Consider the following 23,158-nt stretch of genomic DNA (forward strand, 5'->3'; position numbering starts at 1 on the left):
TTTTATCTTCTTCTTCTACTTCCTGTGAAATTTCTCGTAGGGTCTTTCCGAAGTTCGTTGTTGGTTACTTTAATCTTGCCCATGCATTCATCAAGATCCCGTAAAACGGTCTTTTTCTGATACTCTACTTCGATGATCTTTGCTTTTAAAGTCATCATCGGTACAATCTGCTTCATCAGTACGGCATAATGTTTAAAGCTCTGCACACTGTCTTTACCCATAATATTTTTGGCATCTCTCACATTATCCATAATACTGGTTCTCAGAAATACCTCATTCTCCACCTTATTGATGCTAAGCTGGTTCATTTTGTCGTAAATATCATCAATGTGATCCTTAAGCACGTCACTTCGAAGCATCAGTTCTTTATACGCTTCAGCTTCACGGCTGATTCCTTCCCGCTGTATATCATAACTCTTAAAGAAGAGAAATAAGCAAGCAAAAGATACAACCGACAAAACGACAAATGACATAATAAACTTCCAAATGCCCGTTCTGACGTCAGATTTGTTTAATTTTTTTTCCCTGTTAGAAGACATAATTTGCGATTTGTTTGGCCTGTGAAAATATAAAAAAAAAATTTTATGCACAATACGTAATTTCCCCAACCCTGTTTCGTGAAAACCCTGATTAAATTAATATTAATTTTCACTTTGATAAGTTTTTCATAAATTAGACCTCTGAATTTTAAATATCATTCGCCAAATCGATATTAAGAATGAGTAAAATATTATCTAATACCGTACGTTTTTCCATTGCTGACAGTGATTTTTATTTTAAAAAAATAATGATCAAAACACTTATGGAAAATCCTTTCTATATGCTTCTGAATGATTGTAACAATGGGCATGAGCTGGTAAACAGAATCTACAGAAGACAGGAAGATGTGTTCATTATTGAACTCTTTATGCCGGTATTAAGTGGAATTGAAGCTATTAAGTATATCAGAAAAAACAATACTGAAACCCCTATTATTACGTATTCCGGCACTTATCAGGAAGATATGGCGGAAATCCTTTCAAAGATTCCCAATATCTATTACTGTCAGAAAAAAAGCACCATTATAAAGGATATTATTAAAGGAAGTATTGCGTCTGACGACTTCGACTATCAGGCTTATTCCAAAGAATGGGAACAGCAGCCGCTTGCCGTACAGGAATATATGGACAGGCAGAAAAAAGGACAGGAAGAACTTTCCCCATCTGAAATACAGCTCATGAGGTTCTGCTATGAAGGATTCAGCAATAAAGAAATTGCAGAAAAGCTCAATCTCAGTACCAGAACAATCGATACCTATATCAACAGACTTACTGAAAAGCTGGGATTGAAAACCAAACTTCATCTTATCCGCTTCTGCGTAGAAAACGGATATTATAATTCCAGTTTATAAAAAATCTGATTTCAATTGAAAAATTCAATTCCAGGAGGCTCGATAAGGGCAGATAAAGAATCTCAAAAATAGTATACTAAGGACCATAAAGCGCTGCCAGACCTGTTATAACCAGCATTTATTAAATTTTGTTCATCAATTTTTTGTACCTTTATCCGGTTACATTATTTTATTGTTAAATTATCACTATCCTGCCTTAATATAGTGTATACATAAAAAGTCCAACTCTTTGAATAAAAATATTTTGCCACTAATTTGCTAGTATTCAATTTTTTTAACTAAATTTGCACACCTAAAATTTAAAATTAAAATAAGGAAATGACAAAGGCAGAATTGGTAAACACCATCTCAAATAAGTTGGGAACAGAAAAGAATGAAACACAGAAAGTTGTAGAAGCTTTTATGCAGGAGATCAGAACTTCTATGTATAATGGGGATAACGTTTATCTAAGAGGTTTTGGATCTTTTATCATTAAAACAAGAGCTGCTAAAACAGGAAGAAATATTTCTAAAAACACTGCAATTGAGATTCCTGCTCATAACATTCCTGCTTTCAAACCTTCAAAATCTTTTGTTGAGAAAGTAAAAACTAAAGTTGCAGTAAAATAAGAACATTAACTGAATATTAACTAGTTACTAAAAAATTAAAATTATGCCAAGCGGAAAGAAAAGAAAAAGACACAAGGTTGCGACTCACAAAAGAAAGAAAAGGAGAAGAGCAAACAGACATAAGAAAAAATAATCTCTTTTTCTCGAGATTTACAATATAATAATATAGTTGGTGGATTTAAATTTTTAAAGTTCACTAACTATATTTTTGTTTGCAACTATAAGATTCCGCGGAAAACGGAGGGTTTCAAATATTATTTTAATAAAAATATAATGGTTTTCATTCAAAATCCTTATATTTAATAGATGAATTAATCGATAAAAAACATCCACTTCCTATAATCTTAACAATTTTATCTTATTAAAAAATGAAGAAAGAACTAATAGTTTCGCATGAAGATGATCTTACAAAGATTGCGCTGCTGGAAGACGGAAGACTATGTGAACTTCATGAGCAAGAAGACAAAAGCGATTTTATAGTTGGAGATCTGTTTATAGGAAAAGTAAAAAAACTTGCCCCAAACCTGAATGCAGCATTCGTCAATATCGGATATGACAAAGATGCATTTCTGCATTATCAGGATCTGGGACCTCAGTATCTTACGTACAGAAAGTTTTTAAAAGATACTATTTCTAAAAAACAAAGCACTTCGAGCTTAAAAAATTTCGAGATACAACCCGAAATAGACAAAAACGGAACGGTAGACAAAGTAATTGCCAAGGACGATCTTGTTCTGTTACAAATTACCAAAGAACCTATTTCTACCAAAGGTCCAAGAATTTCTACCCAGATTTCATTAACAGGACGTTTCCTGGTTTTAATTCCTTTTGACAATAAAGTTTCTATTTCCAAAAAAATCAGAAGCTCTGAGGAAAAAGAAAGACTGAGAACCCTTATCGACAGTATTAAGCCTGAAGGATTCGGAGTGATCATCAGAACAGTGGCAGAAGGAAAAAAAGTAGCCGACCTGCATAATGACATGAACCAGCTGGTTCAGAAATGGGAAAGTACTTTCAAAAACATCCAGAGAAATAAAGTTCCGTCTAAAGTTTTAAGCGAAGAAGACAAAGCTTCAGCTATTTTAAGAGACAATTTTAATCAGGACTTCGTCAATATCATTTGCGATGATGAGCAAATGGTGAACGAAATGAAAAATTACATTGAAGTAATTGCCCCTGAAAAGAAAAATATTGTCCAGTTTTATGATTCCCATATTCCACTTCTGGAATATTACAATGTTGAAAAACAGCTTAAACAGAGCTTCGGAAAACACGTCAACATTCCGAGTTCCAAAGGAGCCTATCTTGTTATTGAGCACACAGAAGCACTTCACGTAGTGGACGTCAACTCCGGAAACAATATTACAACCGGAGCAGCTGTCAACAAAGAGCATGCACTGAAAGTGAACAAAATGGCTGCTACAGAAATCGCAAGACAACTTCGCCTCCGCGATATGGGAGGGATCATCGTTATCGATTTCATAGATATGCCGAATTCTGATCACAGAAGAGATCTTTACGAGCATCTTAAAGAGGAAATGAAGCGCGACAAAGCACGCCACAAAATCCTTCCTCCAAGTAAATTTGGTCTGATCCAGATCACCAGACAGAGAAACCGTCCGGAAAAACAGATCGACACCAAAGAAGAAAACCCGAACAAAGACGGAGAAATTGTAGCTCCTATTGTTATCGTAGAAAGAATGGGTGAAACCTTAAGAAATATCCTGCAGAAAGAAAAAGGAAAAATCTACCTGCACGTACACCCATTTGTGGAAGCCTACCTTACAAAAGGCATTAAAAGTATCCAGATGAAATGGTTTATCAAATACAAAAAGTGGGTAACCATTGTTCCAAGGGATTCTTTTAAATATTTAGAATACAAAATCTACAATGCCAAAAAAGAAGAATTGATAGAATTCTCTAATTAAAAAATTTAAAACCTTCAGTTTTCTGGAGGTTTTTTTATTACCTTTCTTGCTATAAGTTTCGGCTAAAGCCAATAGATGTTTTTTGTTTATGTAGGCGGGCTAAAGCCCACCCCTATTGAATTTTAACAGCAAGATCTTTTATCTTTTATCTTTTATCTTTTATCTTTTATCTTTAAAATATGAAAAATCACCATTACAAAATTACCATCCAGTGGACGGGAAACCAGGGAACAGGAACCAGCGGTTACAGAGATTACGGGAGAAGCCATACTATTTCAGCAGAGAATAAAGTTGTGATTGAAGGATCATCTGATCCGGCATTCCGTGGCGACCGGACGAAATATAATCCTGAAGAAATGTTTTTATCTTCACTTTCTTCCTGTCACATGCTTTGGTACCTTCATTTCTGTTCTGAAGCAGGCATTATTGTTACAGATTACACTGACGAAGCAACGGGCATCATGGCAGAGACAGCCGGTGGCAGCGGCCACTTCACAGAAGTAACTTTGCATCCTAAGGTAACTGTTGCAGCAGAATCCATGAAAGAAAAAGCAGAACAGCTTCATCATAAAGCCAACGAATATTGTTTCATTGCCAATTCCGTCAATTTTCCGGTACAACATCTCCCTGTTATTTCAGTTAAATAATTACCCTGTCAGATTAAGGGTTTAAAGCTTTAAATCCTGATATTTCACAGGTTAATTAATGTTAAGGCATTTATTTCTTCGAGATATATTGCTAAATTTGAGCTATGGAAAATTTTGGAAAAGATTTATTGAGAAAAATAAAAAGCGTGGAACTTCCCGGTGAACACGCCCATGGAGTATTTTCACCTCCCTACCGCCCCGTTTTTACGTATGATGAAGTATTGTCAAAGAATCCCAAATTTGCGGCGGTTAATATTGTTTTATATCTGAAAGACAACGAGTGGTATTTTCCATTGATCCAAAGGACGATTAATGAACACGACAGACACAGCGGACAGATATCTCTGCCCGGAGGAAAGCGTGAGGAAATGGACAGGGATTTTGCTGAAACGGCAGTTCGGGAAACCTCCGAAGAAATCGGAATAGATAAACATTATGTAAGAATCATCAGGGAAATGTCTCCGATTTATATTCCACCAAGCAATTTTTATGTCTATCCCTATATTTCTTATACAATAAAGAATCCTGCTTTCGTTCTTCAACAGACGGAAGCTGTGGAAACCATAGAATTTCCGATCACTTCCTTTTTAAACCTGTCGGACACCCCGGAAATCATGGCTTTGCCAAGTGCAGGCGGACATGAAGTGCCCGTGATTAATTTCAACGGATACATTATCTGGGGAGCTACAGCGATGATATTAAGTGAATTCAGTCAGTTGCTGAAAAAAATGTAACTTTGCACTACCGTGTTTAATTGAGAGATGGCGAAGAAAAATATTTTCACCGATGCATTCGGAACTCCTTATTTTTTGAAAAGGTTTATTATTTTTATTTTAGGAATTGTATCTTACAGAAGATTCAATGGCTTTAATAAGTTAAAAATAACCGGTACAGAACACCTTGTGGATCTTCCGGACTCTAACGTACTGTTTGTATCCAACCATCAGACCTATTTTGCAGATGTGGCGGCCATGTACCATGCCTTCTGTGCTGTGAACAACGGATATCTCAATACAATAAAAAACCCGATCTATCTTTTGAATCCGAAGATCGATTTTTACTATGTGGCAGCAGAGGAAACCATGAACAAAGGTATTCTTCCCAAAATTTTCAAAATTGCAGGAGCTGTAACGGTAAAAAGAACATGGAGATCTGAAGGGAAAAATGTCAACAGAATGGTAGACATGAGCGAGGTAGATAATATTATGAAAGCATTGGACAATGGCTGGGTAGCTACTTTCCCTCAAGGAACTACATCGGCTTTTGCACAGGGACGAAGAGGAACTGCCAAACTGGTAAAAAATCAGCGTCCTATTGTAATTCCAATCAAAATAAACGGATTCAGAAGAGCTTTTGATAAAAAAGGACTCCGCGTAAAGGTAACCGGTGTAAAACCTACGATGGAATTCAAAGCTCCTTTGGATATTGATTATGATAATGAAAAAGCACCGGAAATTTTATTGAAAATTATGACTGCCATTGAGCAGACAGAAGATTTCAATCTATTACACAGTTATGATGAAGAACTTAAAGCTAAAAAATTAGAACAAAAGGACTCAAATAATTAAAGTAAATAGAAAAATTATGAAAAAAATACTTGGAGTATTATTCGCAATCATAGTATTAGTTTCATGCAACAGCCAGAAAGTATATTCGGATTTTGATATCAGTTATTCGAAAAGCGGAGGCTTTGCTCCTGTATATGAAAATCTTCTGATCAAAGGGAATAATGTACACTACTCTTTTGAAGGCCAGGGAAAAAAATATAAACAGGATTTTAAAATTTCAGATGAAGATTTAAAGAAACTGGATCAGGTTCTTTCTCAGAATAATTTCAGAAGAATACAGGAAGACCGTAAAAAATTGTACGACAATATTTCAACGTCCATCAATGTCAAGAAAGGTCCCAATGAAGGCAGTAAATCGGATGCGAGTATGATCATTCCGAATTATCAGACCAATTGGAACAATATTCTTGAAGCTTTCCAGCAGATCATTAATATTAATGTTAAAAAACAGTAAATACAATTGAAAACCCACTTCATTGCCATTGGCGGAAGCGCCATGCATAATCTCGCCATCGCATTAAAAGACAAAGGATATCAGGTTACAGGTTCTGATGATGCTATTTTTGAGCCTTCAAAAACCCGTTTGGAAAAGAAAGGAATTCTGCCTCAGGAAATGGGCTGGTTCCCGGAAAAGATTACTCCGGATATTGATGCTGTTATTCTCGGGATGCATGCCCACCAGGATAATCCTGAGCTGGCAAGAGCAAAAGAACTGGGCCTGAAAATATATTCTTATCCTGAATTCCTGTACGAACAGTCTAAAAACAAGACAAGAGTTGTTATTGCAGGATCACATGGTAAAACAACCATTACGTCAATGATTCTCCACGTTTTGAATTTCCATCAGAAAGATGTGGACTTCATGGTAGGTGCGCAGCTTGAAGGTTTCGACTGTATGGTAAAACTGACTCAGGATAATGATTTCATGGTACTGGAAGGTGATGAATACCTTTCCTCTCCTATTGATCTACGTTCTAAGTTTTTACTGTATCAGCCGAATATTGCTTTAATGAGCGGCATTGCATGGGATCACATCAATGTATTCAAAACATTTGATGATTATATTGATCAGTTCAGAAAGTTTGTGGCAAGCATTACGGCAGGCGGAGTTCTTGTGTATAATGAAGAAGATCCGGAAGTAGTGAAAGTAGTGGAAAATGCAGAAAATTATTTCAGAAAAATCCCTTACAAAACTCCTGAATACGAAATCAATAATGGTAAAGTATATTTAAAAACTGAAATGGGAGATGTTCCGCTTTCTGTTTTTGGAGCACACAACCTGCTGAACCTTGAAGGAGCAAGACATATCTGCCAGCAGTTGGGAATTATGGATGAAGATTTCTATGAGGCGATCATGAGCTTCAAAGGAGCATCAAAACGTCTTGAAAAAGTGGAAAGAGAAGATAAGGGAATTCTTTACAAAGATTTTGCCCATGCACCAAGTAAGGTAAAGGCTGCGGTAAAAGCCTTTGCCGAGCAATTTAAAAATAATAAGAAATACGGATTCCTGGAGCTTCATACCTATTCCAGCTTAAATCCTGCTTTCCTTGAGCAGTATGACCACGCCATGGATGGTTTGGAGGAAGCCATTGTTTTCTATTCTGAAGATGCTTTGAAGATTAAAAGAATGGAACCTATATCTCCTGAATTCATCAAGCAAAAATTCAGAAATGACAATTTAAAGGTTTTCACCAATGCTGAAGATCTGCATGCTTACTGGAATACATTAGATAAAACAGATGGTGTTTATCTCATGATGAGCTCCGGAAATTTTGGTGGATTAGACTTAACAAAATAAATAAAAAGCTTCAGAAATTCAATCTGAAGCTTTTTTATTACGTATACTAATTATCATTCAATTTTTTGTTATTGGTCAGTTCGATACTTTTTATGGAACCTATCGGAGCTATTTTTATCGTTTTATTTCCTTTAGCAAGATAAATATAATACATACTGTTGGATCCTATCAGATGTACCTGATCAAAGCTTTCATCTCCATAGTTTAATTTATAGTCATATTTAAGCTTATTCTCCTTGATCTTCCTGGTGAGCCCAAGACCTTCCCCCCATCCTATTCCTACAAAGAAAGACAATAACATCATGGCAAGAAATCTCACAAACATATTGGTAAAATGATTCTCAATAGCTTCTTTACTCATGTTTTCATGTTCTTTAAGAGATGCCATTTGTAATGCCCAACGTTTATTTTTATTAGCTTGTTTCGATAAAAAAGAGGGAAAAGCAAATGAAAATACAACAACCCCAATCAGGGCAATCAATATAATAGGATGAGCTGTTAAAGTAGCAATCGGACTTATCAGAATGTCCATGATTGTTGAATACTTGAGAATATTGATATTGATCTGATAGTAGAATACACTTTCTTTTAGTATTCCCATTATGACGAGAAAAAGATATCCGAATGGAAGTGATCTCTGAATTCCTTCTGAATATTTCATGGATATATTGGCTGGTTTTAGTTTTTATATTTCACGAAAATAGAAAATTACCAGCAAATGGAAAACATATGGATCTACATTTCACATTCTTTGATCAGTTTCTTTAAAATTTCCTCTGTAGACTGTTCGCTGTACTGGTGAATAGACTGTCCCACCCAGATTCCTGCAAACTCTGGATTTTGCAGAGCTTTAGCTGCTTTTCGTAAGGCATTGGTCAGTTTGTTCTGATAAGGATATGGTAAAATATATTCTGAATTTTCAACCGTTTCTATAAATTTGTTTTTCACTCCTCTTGCATACCGCCCGGAAAAGCTCTTCGTGAGAACAATTTCTTCTTCTCTTACCCTTTTCAATCTTTCTTTTTCAAAAGGCAATAAAGCGCTTTCCTGAGAAGCCAGCAAAAGATTACCCACCTGAAAACCCTGGGCACCTAAGTCTTTAACGGCTTGTAATGTTTTTGCTCCATAAATTCCTCCCGCATAGATCAAAGGAACATTTACCTGATCGTAGATCTGTGACAATAAAGATAATCCTCCGATCTGAGGAATATTTTCAGATTCAAAACTACCTCTGTGGCCACCAGCTTCTATTCCCTGCACACAAATAATATCAATACCGGATTTTTCAAGCAACAAAGCTTCCTTCACAGAAGTACAGGTACCAATAAGAGTCACTCCGTTTTCATGTAATTTCTGAATACTTTTATCATCAAGATTTCCGAATGTAAAGCTTACAATTTTACATCCTTCTTCAATAATGGCATCAACCTGTTCATGATAGCTGTTGACACTGATTTCTTCGATGTCGGGAAGATTTACTTCTATATTATTTTCTCTGGCCAGCTCTTCAATAAACTGCTTGGTTTTGCTATATTTTTCTTTTAAATCGTCCGTCACTTCAGGAATGTGATGGACAAATATATTGGCAGCAAACGGCTTATCAGTCAGTTCTTTTGTTTCCCTGATCAATTCCACAGAATGATCTGCCGAAAGATCAGCCAGTGCCAGTGATCCCAGACAGCCTGCTTTTGCAGCGGCAACAGCCATTTGTACAGTACTTACCCCAAACATCGGAGCCTGAATGAGAGGATATTGTATTCCTAGTTTTTTACTGATTGTATCGGGCCAGAACATAAAAAATTATTTTAATTAAAAGGTACAAAAAATAAGAGCACCTCATTTTCAACAGGATATGATATTCCTCACCCTGAATGAAAATACAATTCCCACAGATCACACGAATGTCACAGATCGTAATCTGAACTAGTGAAAACTGCGGGAATATTTTGATTCTTTATTTTTATTAAATATCTGCTACAGAATTTAGCATTTTTTGTTCCCATTCAGGATCTTTAGGATCAAAGAACAATCTTTTTCCAGTATCTAAAGAACGGACAACATTCATTTCATCTTCTGTCAGCTCAAAATCAAATACGTTAAAGTTTTCTTCAATTCTTGATGGTGTCACAGATTTTGGAATCACAACGAAACCTTCCTGAAGGTGCCATCTCAAGATTACCTGAGCTACGGTTTTACCATATTTTTCGGCAATAGCTTTCAGTTCAGGATTGCTTAAAAGATTAGCGTTACCATTTCCCAGCGGGCTCCATGGCTGTGTTATGATATTATTTTCTCTGTCATACACCTGCAGTTCTTTCTGCTGAAATACAGGATGCAGCTCAATCTGATTGATAACCGGTAAAACAGTTGAATTTGCTTTTAATTCTTCAAGTTTTTCGACGGTAAAATTACATACTCCAATTGCTTTGATCTTCCCCTCCTGATAAAGCTCTTCCAAAGCTTTCCATGTTCCCAGAAAATCTCCATACGGCCAGTGGATAAGATACATATCAAGATAATCCATCTGTAATCTGTCCAATGTTCTCTGAAAAGCGCTTTTCGCCTTTTCGTATCCATGATCCTGAACCCATACTTTGGAGGTGATAAACAGTTCGTCTCTGTTTACACCACTATTTTTTACGGCTGTACCTACTGCAGTTTCATTCTGATAAATAGCAGCGGTATCGATCATTCTATATCCTGTCTGAATAGCTTTGATTACTGCATTTTCACATTCTTTCAGATCTTCCATCTGCCATACTCCAAATCCTAAGGCCGGAATATCCACACCGTTATTTAATGTTACCACAGGTTGTCCTGTATAGGTTTTCTTTTGCATAAATCTTTATTTTAATGATTAATATAAAGTGATAAACAAATTTGCAATAAAAAATTGAAAATTCTGCCTACCATTTTTACTGTTTCTGTTAAAAAATTCTTATTCATAAGGTTTAAGATGATGTATAAACTACCCGTCTTTTTGCTTCACAAAAATCCACCTCTTCAGAGAAGGGGAATGTCTGTAGTCGATAAAACCTACTATGTTAACTTCTAACTTCTAACTTCTAACTTCTAACTTCTAACTTCCAGCTTCCAGCCTCAAAATTCACCCTTCTCCTGGCATCTCACCTCTATTTTCCCTATTTTTGCTCAAAATTTAAAAATCATGTCACAACATATCAGATTGGCTACAGCAGAGGATTATCCGAGAATTATGGAAATATGGGAATCAGCAGTAAAAGCAACACACGATTTTCTTGCTGAGGAAGATTTCAATTATTTTAAAGAAGTCATTCCAAGAGACTATCTTCCTAATCTGGAAGTGTATTTAATTACTGAAGATCATGAAACTAAAGGATTTGCTTCCGTAGCAGAAGGCAACCTGGAAATGCTTTTCATCCACAACGATACACGTGGAAAAGGCTATGGTAAAACACTTTATCAGTTTATGAAAGAAAAAACCGGACTGACCAAAGTAGATGTCAATGAACAAAACCCTCAGGCTATCGGTTTTTATGAAAAAATGGGTTTCAAAAAAGTCGGAAGATCTGAAAAAGATGGTTCAGGAAAAGATTATCCACTTATTCATATGAGTCTGTAATGGAAGATTTCACTTTTCATCAATTAAATTCCGATTCGGAAATTCCCTATCATCTCCTGTTATTGGCTGATGAAACCAAGGAAGCGATTAATCAATATATTTTCAATTCCGATATTTATCTTTTGCATAACGGTACTGAAAACATTGCAGTGATGGCATTGTACAGAAAAAGTGATACTGAACTGGAAATTAAAAATGTTGCCGTCATTGAAAGCTACCGTAGCAAAGGAATCGGAAGTATCCTGATGAACAAGGCTAAAGAAATTGCCAAAGAAAACCACTATAAAATACTGACTGTCGGAACCTCGGATACGGGATTCCAACAGATCAGATTTTATGAGAAAAACGGATTCATCAGAAGTGGAATTCTGAAAGACTTTTTTATTAAAAATTATCCTGATCCAATCTATGAAAACGGTTTACAGATGCGCGATATGGTTGTCTTAAGCCATCACCTGGCGGAATAAACCTTTAATGTGTTCTATTTCAGCCTGGTAATTGGTTTTCTTACGACATCCGAAATACAGTGTGTTTTCCAGTTTCTTTTTTCCTTCCCAGATCAGCTGTACTTCACCGCTTTCGATATCATTCCTGCAAAGAAAATCAGGTACAACAGCTAATCCTGTTCCTCCCTTCAGACAGCGGATAATTGAATTCAGGTTGGGAACGATATAATTGGGGCGGAAATTCGGTTTATGACCAAAATTTAAGGTCCAGAACTGGAAAAGGTGTTCCATATCTCCGGTGGTTCCATACCATTTTTCATTCTTCAGCCACTCTTCAATCTGCTCTGCATCTTTTGTTTTCAACACTTTATTGAAAGCTGCTTTATCTACATCTTTCCCCCCAACCAGAATAATTTGTTCCGAAGAGAAGGCTTCATGCTCGATATTGGGTGAAGACCCTTTTTTAGGAGTGATGATCAGATCGAGAATTCCCTTATCCAATTGATCCAGCATTTCGGGGTATTCTCCAAAACTGATGATCAGATTAAAAGGTAATGAAGAAACATATTGCTCCAGAGTAGTCTGAAAAGTCTCAAAACACATCCCTACACTGATGGTAGGCGTATGTTTCTCTGTAGATTTCTGAAAATTCTTTTCTACATCTTCCAGCTTAGTGAGCGGTTCAGCAACTGCATTAAACAATACTTTACCACGCTCTGTCGGAATCATTTTCCTACCGGTCCTGTCAAACAGCTTGTAACCCACATAAGCTTCCAGAGAACTTAAGTGAAGGCTTACTCCCGGCTGTGATATGAATAAGGCATCAGCTGCACCTGTCAATGTCCCGGTTTTATAGATCGCCTTAAAAGTACGATACCATTCTAAATTAACCATGACTTAATTATTAATATTATAATGCAAAGTTACAAAATAATTATAATATTAATACATTTTCATTCTTCAGAAACGAAGCATAATAATCCGGAATCCCGCTTTCATGTATCTGGCGGATAGTTTCATCAATCGGATAAGATAACTGTACAATTTCAGGGGTGATTTTTTCTTCATCCAAAGTCAGTACCAGATAAGAAGCCAGTCTGTTTTCTTCTTTGGAGCGGCCTACAGAACCGCAATTAACGGCCCATGTATTATTTCCGAACTGTTTTTTAAATGATAAATGGGTATGTCCCATTACGATCAGATCGGCTTTTGCCCATTCCAGCATAGATGTAAAAACCTCATCATTTTCTGATTCATACAAATAAGTATCATTGCTTTCAAGACTGGAATGAACCAGCTGGATGTTCCAGTGCTTTTTACCTGTTTTGTAATTTAACTTTAAGTGAAAAGGCAACCCGGAAAGAAACTTTTTATTCGGTTCTGTAATATATTTTTTAGAATGATCTATAGCAATAAAGCGGGCAGTAGTTTCTTCTTCTGAATGCTTAGGCAAAGGAACAACAGGAATATCAAAAGCAATTCTTTCATCGTGATTTCCCATCAGACATGGAATGTTCAGACTCCTTATTTTTTCTATTACTTCATTTCCCCAGGGTGCAAAATCTACCAGATCTCCCAGGCAGAACTTCTGGCTTATTCCTCTCTGCTCAATATCCTTCAACACCACTTCCAGTGCAGGAAGATTTCCATGCACATCACTAAAAACAGCTATCTGTATCATTGTCCTTCAATTTGTTAGGCAAATTTACCTGTCGGAAAATAATTCCGGTTCAGGGATTATATGATATTTTACCATGAAAGGGGAAATTGTCAATCGTCAATTTTTGCTTCGCAAAGTCAATAGTGAATGATTAACTGCTGATTAGAAATACCTGTATATACAAACAAATCGGCTGCACTTAATCCAGGACCACGTACCCCAAAACTCGTAAAAAATTCACAAGCGAAGCGTATTGACCATTGACCATTCACATATATAACCTTACCTCCAAACTATAATTTAAATAATAATTCCCTATAATTTATATTATTTTTATTATACAATAATCTGATCTAACTTTGCAGAGTAAAATTTAAACAATCATAAAAAAATGAAAAAAGTACTAATCATCAACGGAGGACAGAATTTCGGACATTCCGGAGGAAAATATAATCAGACTATCGCAGACAATACATTAGCCGTTCTTAAAGAATTTGAAAATGTAGAAGTAAAGATAACGAATGTAAGTGAAAATTATGACAAACATGAAGAAGTGCAGAAGTTTGTCTGGGCAGATTACATCATTTACCACACTCCTATCTGGTGGTTCCAGCTTCCGAACGGATTGAAAAAATATATTGACGAAGTCTTCACGGCAGGTCATGCAAAAGGAATTTATATGAGCGACGGAAGAAAGGCTGAGAGTCCTGAAATCAACTATGGTACAGGAGGAATGCTTGGCGGGAGAAAATATATGTTAACAACAAGCTGGAATGCTCCTGCAACTGCTTTCACACTTCCCGGAGAATTCTTTAATGAAAAAAGCGTGGACGAAGGTCCTTTATTTGGATTCCACAGAATGAATGCCTTTGTTTCAATGGAAAAAATGGAAAGCTTCCACTTCCACGATGTGGAGAAAAACGCCAATATAGAACGCGATATGAAGCTTTACAAAGAACATGTGAGAAATGTTTTTGAAAAAGAATTAAGATCTGAACTGGTATCATGAAAAAAATACTGATCACAGGTATTACCGGCTATATAGGCGGAACTATCGCAAAAAAACTCCTCGACAGGAATTATGAAGTGACAGGACTAGTTCGTAATGAAACCCATGTGCAGGAACTGGAATCATTAGGAATCAAAACCATTGTGGGAAATATTCATGAGGAAGACCTCATCAGAACAGCGGTTTCTGATATTGATGCTGTGATCCATAATGCAGATTCAGCAGATGATGCGTATGCAGCAGATAACTTTATCAAAGCTCTGGAAGGAAGTCAGAAAACCTTTATATTCACTTCAGGCTCTGCCATTTTTGGTGGAAAAGAGAATGGTAAAAAAAGTGACTTTATATTCAGAGAAGATTTCCCTTTGCAGCCAAGACTGGAAATGGCATCAAGAGTATTGATCAACAATTACGTCCTGCAATCTGCCAGCAAAGGCATACGAAGTATTGTTATTGTTCCTACCATGGTTTACGGAGAAGGTTTAGGAATTAAAAAAGACAGCATTCAGATTCCGGCTCTTATCAACTTTTCTAAGGAGAAAGGGCATGGAGTTTATTTTGGTGAAGGTGAAAATATCTGGTCCAACTTACATATTGAAGATCTCGCAGATCTGTATGTACTCGCATTGGAAAAAGCAAAAGGAGGCTCTATCTATTATGCAGAAAACGGTTCATCTTCTCTGAAAAACATTGCAGAAAAGATCAGTAAAAAATATAACTTACAATCAGCTAAATCATTAAGCATACAGGATGCGGTTGACAAATTTGGTCCTGCAGGAGGTTATTTCGGTTTTGCATCCAACAGCAGATGCAGTTCAGATAAAGCTAAAGCAGAACTGGATTGGAAACCTATCTATAACTCTATTGAAAATTTTATTTAATTATGAAAATTCATCTTACAGCCATTATAAAATCCAAGGAAGAACATCAGGCAGAAGTACTGGAAGTTCTTCAGAATATGGTAAAAGAAACAAGAAAAGAAGAAGCTTGCGAGCTTTACAGCCTTCACCAGGGAATTGAAGACAAAAATGAATTTGTTTTCTACGAAATCTGGAAAAGTAAAGAAGGACTGGATCAGCACAATCAGCAGCCTTATATCCAGGCTTTCGGAGCTTTGGTTGAGGAGAAACTTCAGGAAAAACCACAGATTTATACCACCAATCTTATTTAACAATGAAAAAATTAGTGTTTTTAATGCTTGCGGTCTTTACGATAGGATTCGTACAGGCACAAACCAAAAAATCAAAGAATATGAAAAAGAAAATATTATTCGTCGTAACCAGTCATGACAAAAAAGGCAGTACAGGTGAAGATACAGGATATTATCTGGGTGAAGTTTCTCATCCGTGGGAAGTTCTTCACAAGGCAGGATATGAAATAGACTTTGTAAGTCCGAAAGGCGGAACTCCTCCGGTAGACGGCTTCGATTTGAAAGATCCTGTCAACAAAGAATTCTGGGAGAACAAGGAATATAAAAACAAAATTGATCACTCAATGACTCCGTCACAGGTCGATCCTAAAGAATATTCAACCATCTTTTATGCAGGAGGACACGGAGCAATGTGGGATTTTGCAGACAATAAGGAACTTTCAGATATCGCTTCCAAAATTTATGAAAACGGAGGTATTGTTGCCGGAGTATGTCATGGTCCCGCAGGTTTGGTGAATATCAAACTGAATAACGGGAAATATCTTGTAGACGGTAAAAAAATCAATGCTTTTACCAATGAAGAGGAATCTGAAGTAAAATTAACAAACGTTGTTCCATTCTTACTGGAAGATAAACTGAAAGAAAGAGGAGCAAAATTTGAAAAATCCGGGCTTTGGCAGAATCATGTGGTAACCGATCAGAGAGTGATCACAGGACAGAATCCACAGTCAGCAAAAAGCGTTGGAGAAGCTATCGTAAAGGAATTAAATAAGTAACAAACAATTTTTAACCACAAAAGTCACAACAGTTTTCAGTCACTTAAGTAAAAAAAGATGCTATTCAGAATACAGAGAAGAACACTTAAGTTCTTTTTAAATCCGAAAAGTTCTTAGAAGTGTCACTATTGAAACAGCGAGAATTCCCCTCCTCCGGAGGGGTGGCGAAAATTCAAAGAATTTTTGACGGGGTGGTTTAACACAACAACAATTTTTAAACAAACAAAAATGGAATATAGAAAATTAGGAAACACCGATTTAGAATTATCAGCAATCACACACGGAGCTTTTGCCATCGGTGGAAACATGTGGGGCGGTAATGAAAAACAGGATTCTATCAATTCTATTCACGCATCATTAGATCATGGTGTAACTTCTATCGACACGGCTCCATTCTATGGTTTCGGACTGAGTGAAGAAATGATCGGTGAAGCTATCAAAGGAAAAGACCGTTCAAAAATTCAGCTTTTAACAAAATTTGGATTGGTATGGGACGGAAGCAACAACGGAAAAGGAGAATTTTTCTTTGATGCAGAAGATGAAGGAAAAACACTTCCGGTTTATAAGCTGGCTTCAAAAGAAAACATCATCAAAGAAGTTGAAGAGAGTTTAAAAAGATTAGGTACAGATTATATTGACCTTTTACAGCTTCACTGGCCTGACAGCACAACGCCTATCTCTGAAACTATGGAAGCAATGGAACTATTGATCCAGCAGGGAAAAATCCGTGCTGCTGGAGTAAGCAACTACAGCGTGGCTCAGATGGAAGAAGCTAACAGGACTTTAAACCTTGCCAGCAACCAGGTTTCTTACAGTATGCTAAACCGTGCAATCGAAAATGATCTTGTTCCGTATTCTCTGGAAAACAATTCTGGAATTATCGTGTACAGCCCGATGGAAAGAGGTCTTTTAACCGGTAAATATTTCAAGGAAACCCAATTGAAAGATAACGACCACAGAAACGGATATTTCTCTCAGTTTGATCTGAATAAGGTAAAAACTTTCTTAGAAAAAATTGAGCCTATTGCACAGGAAAAAGGAGCCAGCCTTTCTCAACTGGTATTAAGATGGACTACGTTACAACCAGCTATTACAGTTGTATTGGCAGGAGCAAGAAATGCACACCAAGCCATCGAAAACGCAAAGGCAATGTCTATCGACCTTTCACAGGAAGAATTGAGCTACATCAATTCAGCTTTAAGCGAAATTTAATGTAAAGGCAGGAAGATGGAGGATGGAAGCTGGAAGCTATATTAGGTTTCTATTGCACTATTTTGCAGGTAACAAAAGAGATTCCTCCTAAGTCGGAATGACGATTGAAGTTAAATTGCATTGATTATCCGACGTCAATAACTTCCCTCTTCCAGCTTCCAGCTTCCTTTCTTTTAACCTCAATCCTTATAAAAATGAAAAATAATCTGATCAGAATGTTCGGGTTAGCTACACTATTGACTATCAACAGCATTAATTTAAAAGCTCAGACACTCGTCAATCCTGAAGATAAATCATGGTATCCTTCGGCTTACGGTACGAAAGATGAGATTGGAGCAGCCAATCTGTTAACACCGGAAGTTGTAAAACAAGCACTAGGACTGGTAAAACAAGGTAAAACGTTAGCACTTGCCGTTCCTATTGATAAAAACCTGCCTGCTTTCAGACACAGAAGTTTTAATTTATACAATATCCAACCCGGAGAACAGGGCGGAAAAAGCATAGGTCCTAATAAATTCACCTTCAATGATGAATTAGTAAACGGATGGACCGGAGTTGGAACACAACTGAACGGTATCGGACACATTGGTATTGACAACACTTACTATAACGGGAACAAGGCAACAGATTTCGTAACCGTAGAAGGCGTAAAAAAACTGGGTGTTGAAAAAGTACCTCCTTTCGTTACCCGAGGTGTAGTGCTTGATATGACTGCTCATTATGGAAAATCAATTGTGCCGGGAGGAACAGAATTTACGGTTGAAGACATTAAATCCGTTTTAAAGAAACAAGGACTTACTCTGCGAAAAGGTGATATCGTTCTTTTCAACACCGGATGGCTTGAATTGATCGGTAAAAACAACCAGCAATTTCTGGAAACAGAACCCGGAATAGGAATGGATGCCGCAAAATGGCTTGCCGACCAGGGAATCGTAGCTTTTGGTGGCGACACCTGGGCTTCTGAAGTCTATCCTAACCCAAAAAGTAAGGAAGAATTTCCCATCAATCAGTTTATGCTGGCTAAAAAAGGAATTTATAACCTGGAGCTGATAGACAGCCGTCCTTTGGTAAAACAAAAAGTCTGGGAATTTCTATTTGTGCTGGGACAGCCTTTGTATGTAGGTTCTACTCAGGTGAATGTAAATCCTGTGGCGATTTATTAATTTAAATGCTTACAGTAGGTTGTTTAAAATTTTATATTTATTATTTTAACCACAAAAGGCACAAAAGTTTTTTCAGAACCAAGCCTCATACGTAATAAGTACACCTTAGTTTTGTGAAAATCTCTGATTTTCATCTTGTGTGAACTTTTCTGCAGTATCATTTCAAACTTACTTAAGTGAACTCAAGTGTTTTAAAATGAACCCTTTTGTGACTTTTGTGGTTTGGTAAAATTCAAACAACTTTTATATCCGAGAAACGAAGAGACAATGTAGTTCTGTTTAAAAAAATAAAATTAACCTTAGAATTTATTTTTAGAATTAATACCCAAACTGTGTTACATTGTCAATTTGAATTTTACATTAAAACGGCCTTTCAAAAATTTGAAAGGCCGTTTTGATAAAAAGTAAACATCCGTAATTACGCAGACTTCATCAACTTCCATCTTCCATCACCCAACTTCCTGACTCCGTTATTTTGCAATCGGAATATGCGTGCTCACTGCAATTCTGTTCCAGGCATTGATGGTAATAATCGCCATAATAATCTGAGCGATCTGGTGATCATCAAAGAATTTTTTAGCCTTCTGGAAAGTTTCTTCTGATAATCCGTTTTGACTGATCAGTGTAATTTCCTCTGTCATTGCCAAAAGTACCTGCTCTTCTTCAGTGAAAAATTCTTTCGCTTCTGTCCATCCGTTCAGAATAAAGATTCTTTGAGGATTTTCACCGTATTTGATGGCATCTTTGGTGTGCATATCAAGGCAGAACGCACATTTATTGATCTGTGAAGCCCTGATTTTAATTAATTCCTTCTGAATATGGGTTAAAGAAGTGGTCTGTAAGTATGCTTCTAATCCCATCATTGCTTTGTAAGCTGCTGAATCTACTGTTGCAATATTTAATCTTGCGCTCATAATATGTATTATTTTTTGGTTAATTGATCTATACTTAAAGAATAATGCTGCTGTACCGCCAGTAAAAGAGCGGCTGCACTTCCCACCCATACAGAATAGTTTAGTGGGGCTTTGGAACCTGATGCAATGGTCATAGAGATGGCAAAAACGAGTAGCAGTGCACTGCTTCCATAGGCTGCAAACTTTGTTTTAAATCCAAAAATAAGCATCAAAGGAAAAAGAATTTCTAAAAAGGTTGCGGTATACGCTGAAACCGTACTCAAAGCTTCCGGAAGAAAAAAGGTAAGCTGTCTTGTGTATTCTTTAAAACGCTCCATGTTTCCCCATGAAGAATTTTCTTTGCTCCATAATCCGAACCTGTCTGCTACTGCAGAAAGCATCGTAACGGCGAGAGCCAGTCTTAAAAAAAGTTGCGGAAATTGATATTTTTGATCTGTCATTGCATTAACTTTTAATCACATGACAAATTTCCGTCTTCTGATCCGTAAAAAACTTAAACTGGTTTAAGATCGTAATTTTGCTCTGATTTCACTCAGATATTCCGGAGTAAGATTCAAAAAAGAAGCTATAAGATATTGAGGAATCCTTTGAATAAACCACGGATACAATGTACTGAAATGCATATAAAGTTCTTCTCTGGACATTTCATACAAATAACGGATCCTGCGTTCCGCAGCAGCATATGCCCGCTGGTAGATCATGCGGAAATACCTTTCCATAACAGGATGCTTTTGTAATAATTCTTCCTGACGGTCCAGATCAATCATCAAAACAGAAGAATGTTCCACCGCCTGTATCGAAAAGTTAGTTTGTATCTGCCTTTCGTAAGCAAACGTATCTGTAATCCACCAGTTTTCAATGGCAAATTCCGTTGTCTGCTCTACCCCTTTTTCATTGATAAAAAACTTTCTCAGACATCCTTTCACTACAAAATACATGGTCCGGCAGACTTCACCTTCCAGCACCAGATTTTGCTTCTTTTTCACATCCATTACCTCGAAAAATGATACAATAGAAGTATATTCCTCGTCAGTTACCGTAATAAATTTGTTTAAATGTGATTTGAATAAGTCCATGGTAAGAATTAATACTCAAACTTAACTTTATTTTTTTAGTTTTACAATGAGAAAAATATTGAATCATGGAAATCGTTGCTAAAATTCTGATCGCTGTCGTTGCACTGGAACACCTTTATATTCTTTGGATGGAAATGTTCGCATGGGAAACCAAAGGAAAAGAAGTTTTTAAAGCAGCTCTGCCTGCAGAAATGTTTAAACCAACGAAAGGACTTGCTGCCAACCAGGGACTTTACAATGGTTTCCTGGCTGCCGGACTGATCTGGTCATTCCTGATTAAAGATCCGCAATGGCAGACCAATGTGGCATTATTCTTTTTAGGATGTGTAGCCGTTGCAGGAATCTATGGAGCAATCTCTGCCACTAAAAAAATATTCTTCGTACAGGCACTGCCTGCCATTCTTGCTATTATTGCCGTTTTATTGAAATAATCTTACAGGTTATCTTTTAAAATAATTACCATATCCATCTGCTCTTACCTTTAATGATAAGAGAAAAATTCGTCATGAAATCACCTCTTTAAAACTATATTGAAAATCAACAATTTACATAAGTAAAAATCCATTTAATATAAAATTCGTAAATTTGCACCGTCATAAAAAATTGATATACAGTTTTTTGATGCTGGCAAGCATTTTGATGAAATGTAGCCATTCAAGTTGTTCAGTATACATATCTTTAATTACCTCATCAGTAATTTAATTGTAGAATCTATGTAAAAGATCAGTTTCTTTTTACATAATACACTCTTTTTCTAGAGTATAATCTATTGAAATATTTAAAATAAACATAAGGCCAGCAGGTCTTTATGCTATTATTTTTTTGTTTAAAGCTTTTATCACCAAAGGCTTGGCAATTTATTTTATCCTATTGCCAACAGCAGAACAACGAAAGCTAAATATATATAATGAATTGGTGTACAATTTTTTATATCAAATTATTAATTGAAAAATTCTGAATATGGAAAAAAATGAAAACACTCGAAAAGTAAAACTTAAAGTGGAAGACCTGACGATTATCTTTGGTAAAAACAAAGAAAAGGCACAGGAACTTCTGGACAAAGGTTTTTCCAAAAAGGAAATTCTTGAAAAAACAGGCTGCACCATAGGAATCAACAAAGCCAGTTTTGAAATCTATGAAGGAGAATTCTTTGTGATCATGGGACTTTCAGGAAGTGGAAAATCAACTTTACTGCGCTGTTTGAACAGACTGAATGAACCCACGTCAGGAAAAGTATTCATCAATGACGATGATATTACCGGGAAAAACAACAAAGAACTGCTGGAAGTAAGAAGAACAGAAATGAGTATGGTATTTCAGAAATTCGGATTACTGCCTCATCATACAATTCTCGACAATGCTGGTTTCGGGCTGGAAATAAGAGGAGAAGACAAAGCTTCACGCGATAAAAAAGCACAGAAAGCGCTGGATATCGTTGGATTAACTGGTTTTGAAAATCAATATCCTTCACAGCTTTCCGGAGGAATGCAGCAGAGAGTAGGATTGGCAAGAGCGTTGGCCAATGATCCTGAAGTTTTGCTTATGGATGAAGCATTCTCTGCACTGGATCCGCTGATAAAATCTGAAATGCAGGATCAGATGCTTGAACTGCAGAATACCTTACAAAAAACCATTGTCTTTATTACGCACGATCTGGATGAAGCCATTAAAATCGGAGACCGCATCGTCATCATGAAAGATGGTGTCATAGAACAGATAGGAACTGCTGAAGATATTCTAACCAATCCGGCAAGTGATTATGTAAAAGCGTTCGTAGAGAAAGTAGACCGTAAAACGATTATTACCGCCAGATCTTTAATGTTTGACAAAGCGACAGTTGTACGTTTCAGAAAAGACGGTCCTGAAGGAGCTTTAAGAAAAATGAGAGCTACGGGGCTGGAAAACTTACCTGTAGTAGATTTTCAAAATAAATTTCTGGGTTTTGTAACCCTTAATGATGTTGTCCGCATTGCCAAAAAGAAAGAACCTACGGTAGAATCCATTATCAACAGTAATGTTCCTTCGGTTTATCCTGAAGTAACGGTAGAGGAAATGCTGCCGCTGATCTCAGAAAATAAATCGTCCATTGCTGTTATTGATGAAGACAATAAATTTTTAGGTCTTGTCACCCAGTTATCTCTGGTCATAGAAGCGACCAAATTTAACGAAGAAGAGATTATTGAATTAAAAGAAATCGCAAACAACCAATAA

Annotated in this window: 27 protein-coding genes; 18 read left to right on the forward strand and 9 right to left on the reverse strand. The window is 36.6% G+C overall.

What is annotated here, in order from left to right:
- Positions 1-2 precede the first annotated feature (2 nt).
- On the reverse strand, positions 3-539 hold the full coding sequence (gene tssO, locus JNG87_RS08100; RefSeq protein WP_202843222.1) for a type VI secretion system TssO: 537 nt from the start codon (positions 537-539) through the stop codon (positions 3-5).
- A 179-nt stretch (positions 540-718) separates the two neighbouring features.
- Between tssO and JNG87_RS08105 the strand changes: the two genes are divergently transcribed.
- The 8 genes from JNG87_RS08105 to JNG87_RS08140 all read left to right on the forward strand — a co-directional run bounded on the left by JNG87_RS08105 (position 719) and on the right by JNG87_RS08140 (position 7,940).
- Positions 719-1,390 (forward strand): response regulator transcription factor, encoded by a 672-nt coding sequence (locus JNG87_RS08105; protein WP_047429454.1) that lies wholly within the window; start codon positions 719-721, stop codon positions 1,388-1,390.
- 318 nt (positions 1,391-1,708) lie between these two features.
- Positions 1,709-1,999 (forward strand): HU family DNA-binding protein, encoded by a 291-nt coding sequence (locus JNG87_RS08110; protein ID WP_002984212.1) that lies wholly within the window; start codon positions 1,709-1,711, stop codon positions 1,997-1,999.
- A gap of 368 nt (positions 2,000-2,367) precedes the next feature.
- Entirely contained in the window at positions 2,368-3,927 is a 1,560-nt protein-coding gene (locus JNG87_RS08115) for a ribonuclease E/G (RefSeq protein WP_110011658.1), read from the forward strand.
- 179 nt (positions 3,928-4,106) lie between these two features.
- Entirely contained in the window at positions 4,107-4,574 is a 468-nt protein-coding gene (locus tag JNG87_RS08120) for an OsmC family protein (RefSeq protein ID WP_202843224.1), read from the forward strand.
- A 104-nt stretch (positions 4,575-4,678) separates the two neighbouring features.
- Positions 4,679-5,308 carry an NUDIX hydrolase gene (locus tag JNG87_RS08125; RefSeq protein WP_110011656.1) on the forward strand — a complete coding sequence of 210 codons (630 nt, stop codon included), beginning with the start codon at positions 4,679-4,681 and terminating at the stop codon, positions 5,306-5,308.
- Positions 5,309-5,335: 27 nt separating this feature from the next.
- Positions 5,336-6,142, forward strand: coding sequence for a lysophospholipid acyltransferase family protein (locus tag JNG87_RS08130; protein WP_062675350.1), 807 nt, complete (start codon positions 5,336-5,338; stop codon positions 6,140-6,142).
- A gap of 16 nt (positions 6,143-6,158) precedes the next feature.
- Positions 6,159-6,596: a hypothetical protein gene (locus JNG87_RS08135; protein WP_202843226.1), complete on the forward strand. Its 438-nt coding sequence runs from the start codon at positions 6,159-6,161 to the stop codon at positions 6,594-6,596.
- Positions 6,597-6,602: 6 nt separating this feature from the next.
- Positions 6,603-7,940 carry a UDP-N-acetylmuramate--L-alanine ligase gene (locus tag JNG87_RS08140; protein WP_202843228.1) on the forward strand — a complete coding sequence of 446 codons (1,338 nt, stop codon included), beginning with the start codon at positions 6,603-6,605 and terminating at the stop codon, positions 7,938-7,940.
- Between the two features lie 46 nt (positions 7,941-7,986).
- On the opposite strand, the gene JNG87_RS08145 is transcribed toward JNG87_RS08140, so the two are convergent.
- The 3 genes from JNG87_RS08145 to JNG87_RS08155 all read right to left on the reverse strand — a co-directional run bounded on the left by JNG87_RS08145 (position 7,987) and on the right by JNG87_RS08155 (position 10,779).
- A complete protein-coding gene (locus JNG87_RS08145; protein WP_202843230.1) occupies positions 7,987-8,601 on the reverse strand; it encodes a hypothetical protein in 615 nt (204 codons plus the stop codon).
- 74 nt (positions 8,602-8,675) lie between these two features.
- The gene (locus JNG87_RS08150) at positions 8,676-9,734 is read right to left on the reverse strand and encodes an NAD(P)H-dependent flavin oxidoreductase (RefSeq protein ID WP_202843232.1); all 1,059 of its coding nucleotides are present in this window, start codon (positions 9,732-9,734) and stop codon (positions 8,676-8,678) included.
- A gap of 169 nt (positions 9,735-9,903) precedes the next feature.
- On the reverse strand, positions 9,904-10,779 hold the full coding sequence (locus JNG87_RS08155; RefSeq protein WP_202843234.1) for an aldo/keto reductase: 876 nt from the start codon (positions 10,777-10,779) through the stop codon (positions 9,904-9,906).
- 327 nt (positions 10,780-11,106) lie between these two features.
- Here JNG87_RS08155 and JNG87_RS08160 point away from each other — a divergent pair, with 327 nt between their 5' ends.
- Positions 11,107-11,541, forward strand: coding sequence for a GNAT family N-acetyltransferase (locus JNG87_RS08160; protein ID WP_202843236.1), 435 nt, complete (start codon positions 11,107-11,109; stop codon positions 11,539-11,541).
- Positions 11,541-12,008 (forward strand): GNAT family N-acetyltransferase, encoded by a 468-nt coding sequence (locus JNG87_RS08165; protein ID WP_202843238.1) that lies wholly within the window; start codon positions 11,541-11,543, stop codon positions 12,006-12,008. Before JNG87_RS08160 ends, JNG87_RS08165 begins: the two co-directional genes overlap by 1 nt.
- Here JNG87_RS08165 and JNG87_RS08170 read toward each other — a convergent pair.
- On the reverse strand, positions 11,985-12,881 hold the full coding sequence (locus JNG87_RS08170; RefSeq protein ID WP_202843240.1) for a LysR family transcriptional regulator: 897 nt from the start codon (positions 12,879-12,881) through the stop codon (positions 11,985-11,987). The genes JNG87_RS08165 and JNG87_RS08170 overlap by 24 nt on opposite strands.
- Positions 12,882-12,921: 40 nt before the next feature.
- Complete coding sequence (locus tag JNG87_RS08175; protein ID WP_202843242.1) at positions 12,922-13,668, reverse strand: metallophosphoesterase family protein; 747 nt, start codon at positions 13,666-13,668, stop codon at positions 12,922-12,924.
- Between the two features lie 370 nt (positions 13,669-14,038).
- Between JNG87_RS08175 and JNG87_RS08180 the strand changes: the two genes are divergently transcribed.
- From JNG87_RS08180 to JNG87_RS08205, 6 genes are all read left to right on the forward strand, one after another.
- The gene (locus JNG87_RS08180; RefSeq protein ID WP_202843244.1) at positions 14,039-14,656 is read left to right on the forward strand and encodes an NAD(P)H-dependent oxidoreductase; all 618 of its coding nucleotides are present in this window, start codon (positions 14,039-14,041) and stop codon (positions 14,654-14,656) included.
- A complete protein-coding gene (locus JNG87_RS08185; RefSeq protein WP_202843246.1) occupies positions 14,653-15,537 on the forward strand; it encodes an NAD-dependent epimerase/dehydratase family protein in 885 nt (294 codons plus the stop codon). The genes JNG87_RS08180 and JNG87_RS08185 overlap by 4 nt, the downstream gene beginning before the upstream one ends.
- A 2-nt stretch (positions 15,538-15,539) precedes the next feature.
- Positions 15,540-15,827 carry a putative quinol monooxygenase gene (locus JNG87_RS08190; protein ID WP_110010915.1) on the forward strand — a complete coding sequence of 96 codons (288 nt, stop codon included), beginning with the start codon at positions 15,540-15,542 and terminating at the stop codon, positions 15,825-15,827.
- 2 nt (positions 15,828-15,829) lie between these two features.
- Complete coding sequence (locus tag JNG87_RS08195; protein ID WP_202843248.1) at positions 15,830-16,582, forward strand: type 1 glutamine amidotransferase domain-containing protein; 753 nt, start codon at positions 15,830-15,832, stop codon at positions 16,580-16,582.
- Between the two features lie 228 nt (positions 16,583-16,810).
- Positions 16,811-17,794, forward strand: coding sequence for an aldo/keto reductase (locus tag JNG87_RS08200; RefSeq protein ID WP_202843250.1), 984 nt, complete (start codon positions 16,811-16,813; stop codon positions 17,792-17,794).
- Between the two features lie 194 nt (positions 17,795-17,988).
- Positions 17,989-18,957, forward strand: a complete 969-nt coding sequence (locus JNG87_RS08205; RefSeq protein WP_202843252.1) for a cyclase family protein — start codon at positions 17,989-17,991, stop codon at positions 18,955-18,957.
- Positions 18,958-19,427: 470 nt separating this feature from the next.
- Here the strand turns inward: JNG87_RS08205 and JNG87_RS08210 are convergent, their stop codons facing one another.
- The 3 genes from JNG87_RS08210 to JNG87_RS08220 all read right to left on the reverse strand — a co-directional run bounded on the left by JNG87_RS08210 (position 19,428) and on the right by JNG87_RS08220 (position 20,947).
- The gene (locus tag JNG87_RS08210; RefSeq protein ID WP_202843254.1) at positions 19,428-19,871 is read right to left on the reverse strand and encodes a carboxymuconolactone decarboxylase family protein; all 444 of its coding nucleotides are present in this window, start codon (positions 19,869-19,871) and stop codon (positions 19,428-19,430) included.
- 8 nt (positions 19,872-19,879) lie between these two features.
- The gene (locus tag JNG87_RS08215; protein ID WP_202843256.1) at positions 19,880-20,311 is read right to left on the reverse strand and encodes a DoxX family protein; all 432 of its coding nucleotides are present in this window, start codon (positions 20,309-20,311) and stop codon (positions 19,880-19,882) included.
- 63 nt (positions 20,312-20,374) lie between these two features.
- Entirely contained in the window at positions 20,375-20,947 is a 573-nt protein-coding gene (locus JNG87_RS08220) for a Crp/Fnr family transcriptional regulator (RefSeq protein ID WP_202843258.1), read from the reverse strand.
- Between the two features lie 65 nt (positions 20,948-21,012).
- Between JNG87_RS08220 and JNG87_RS08225 the strand changes: the two genes are divergently transcribed.
- Entirely contained in the window at positions 21,013-21,378 is a 366-nt protein-coding gene (locus JNG87_RS08225) for a DUF1304 domain-containing protein (protein ID WP_047429381.1), read from the forward strand.
- A gap of 529 nt (positions 21,379-21,907) precedes the next feature.
- Entirely contained in the window at positions 21,908-23,158 is a 1,251-nt protein-coding gene (locus tag JNG87_RS08230) for a glycine betaine/L-proline ABC transporter ATP-binding protein (RefSeq protein WP_202843260.1), read from the forward strand.

It is taken from the genome of Chryseobacterium cucumeris, from assembly GCF_016775705.1.
GTDB lineage: Bacteria > Bacteroidota > Bacteroidia > Flavobacteriales > Weeksellaceae > Chryseobacterium > Chryseobacterium cupriresistens.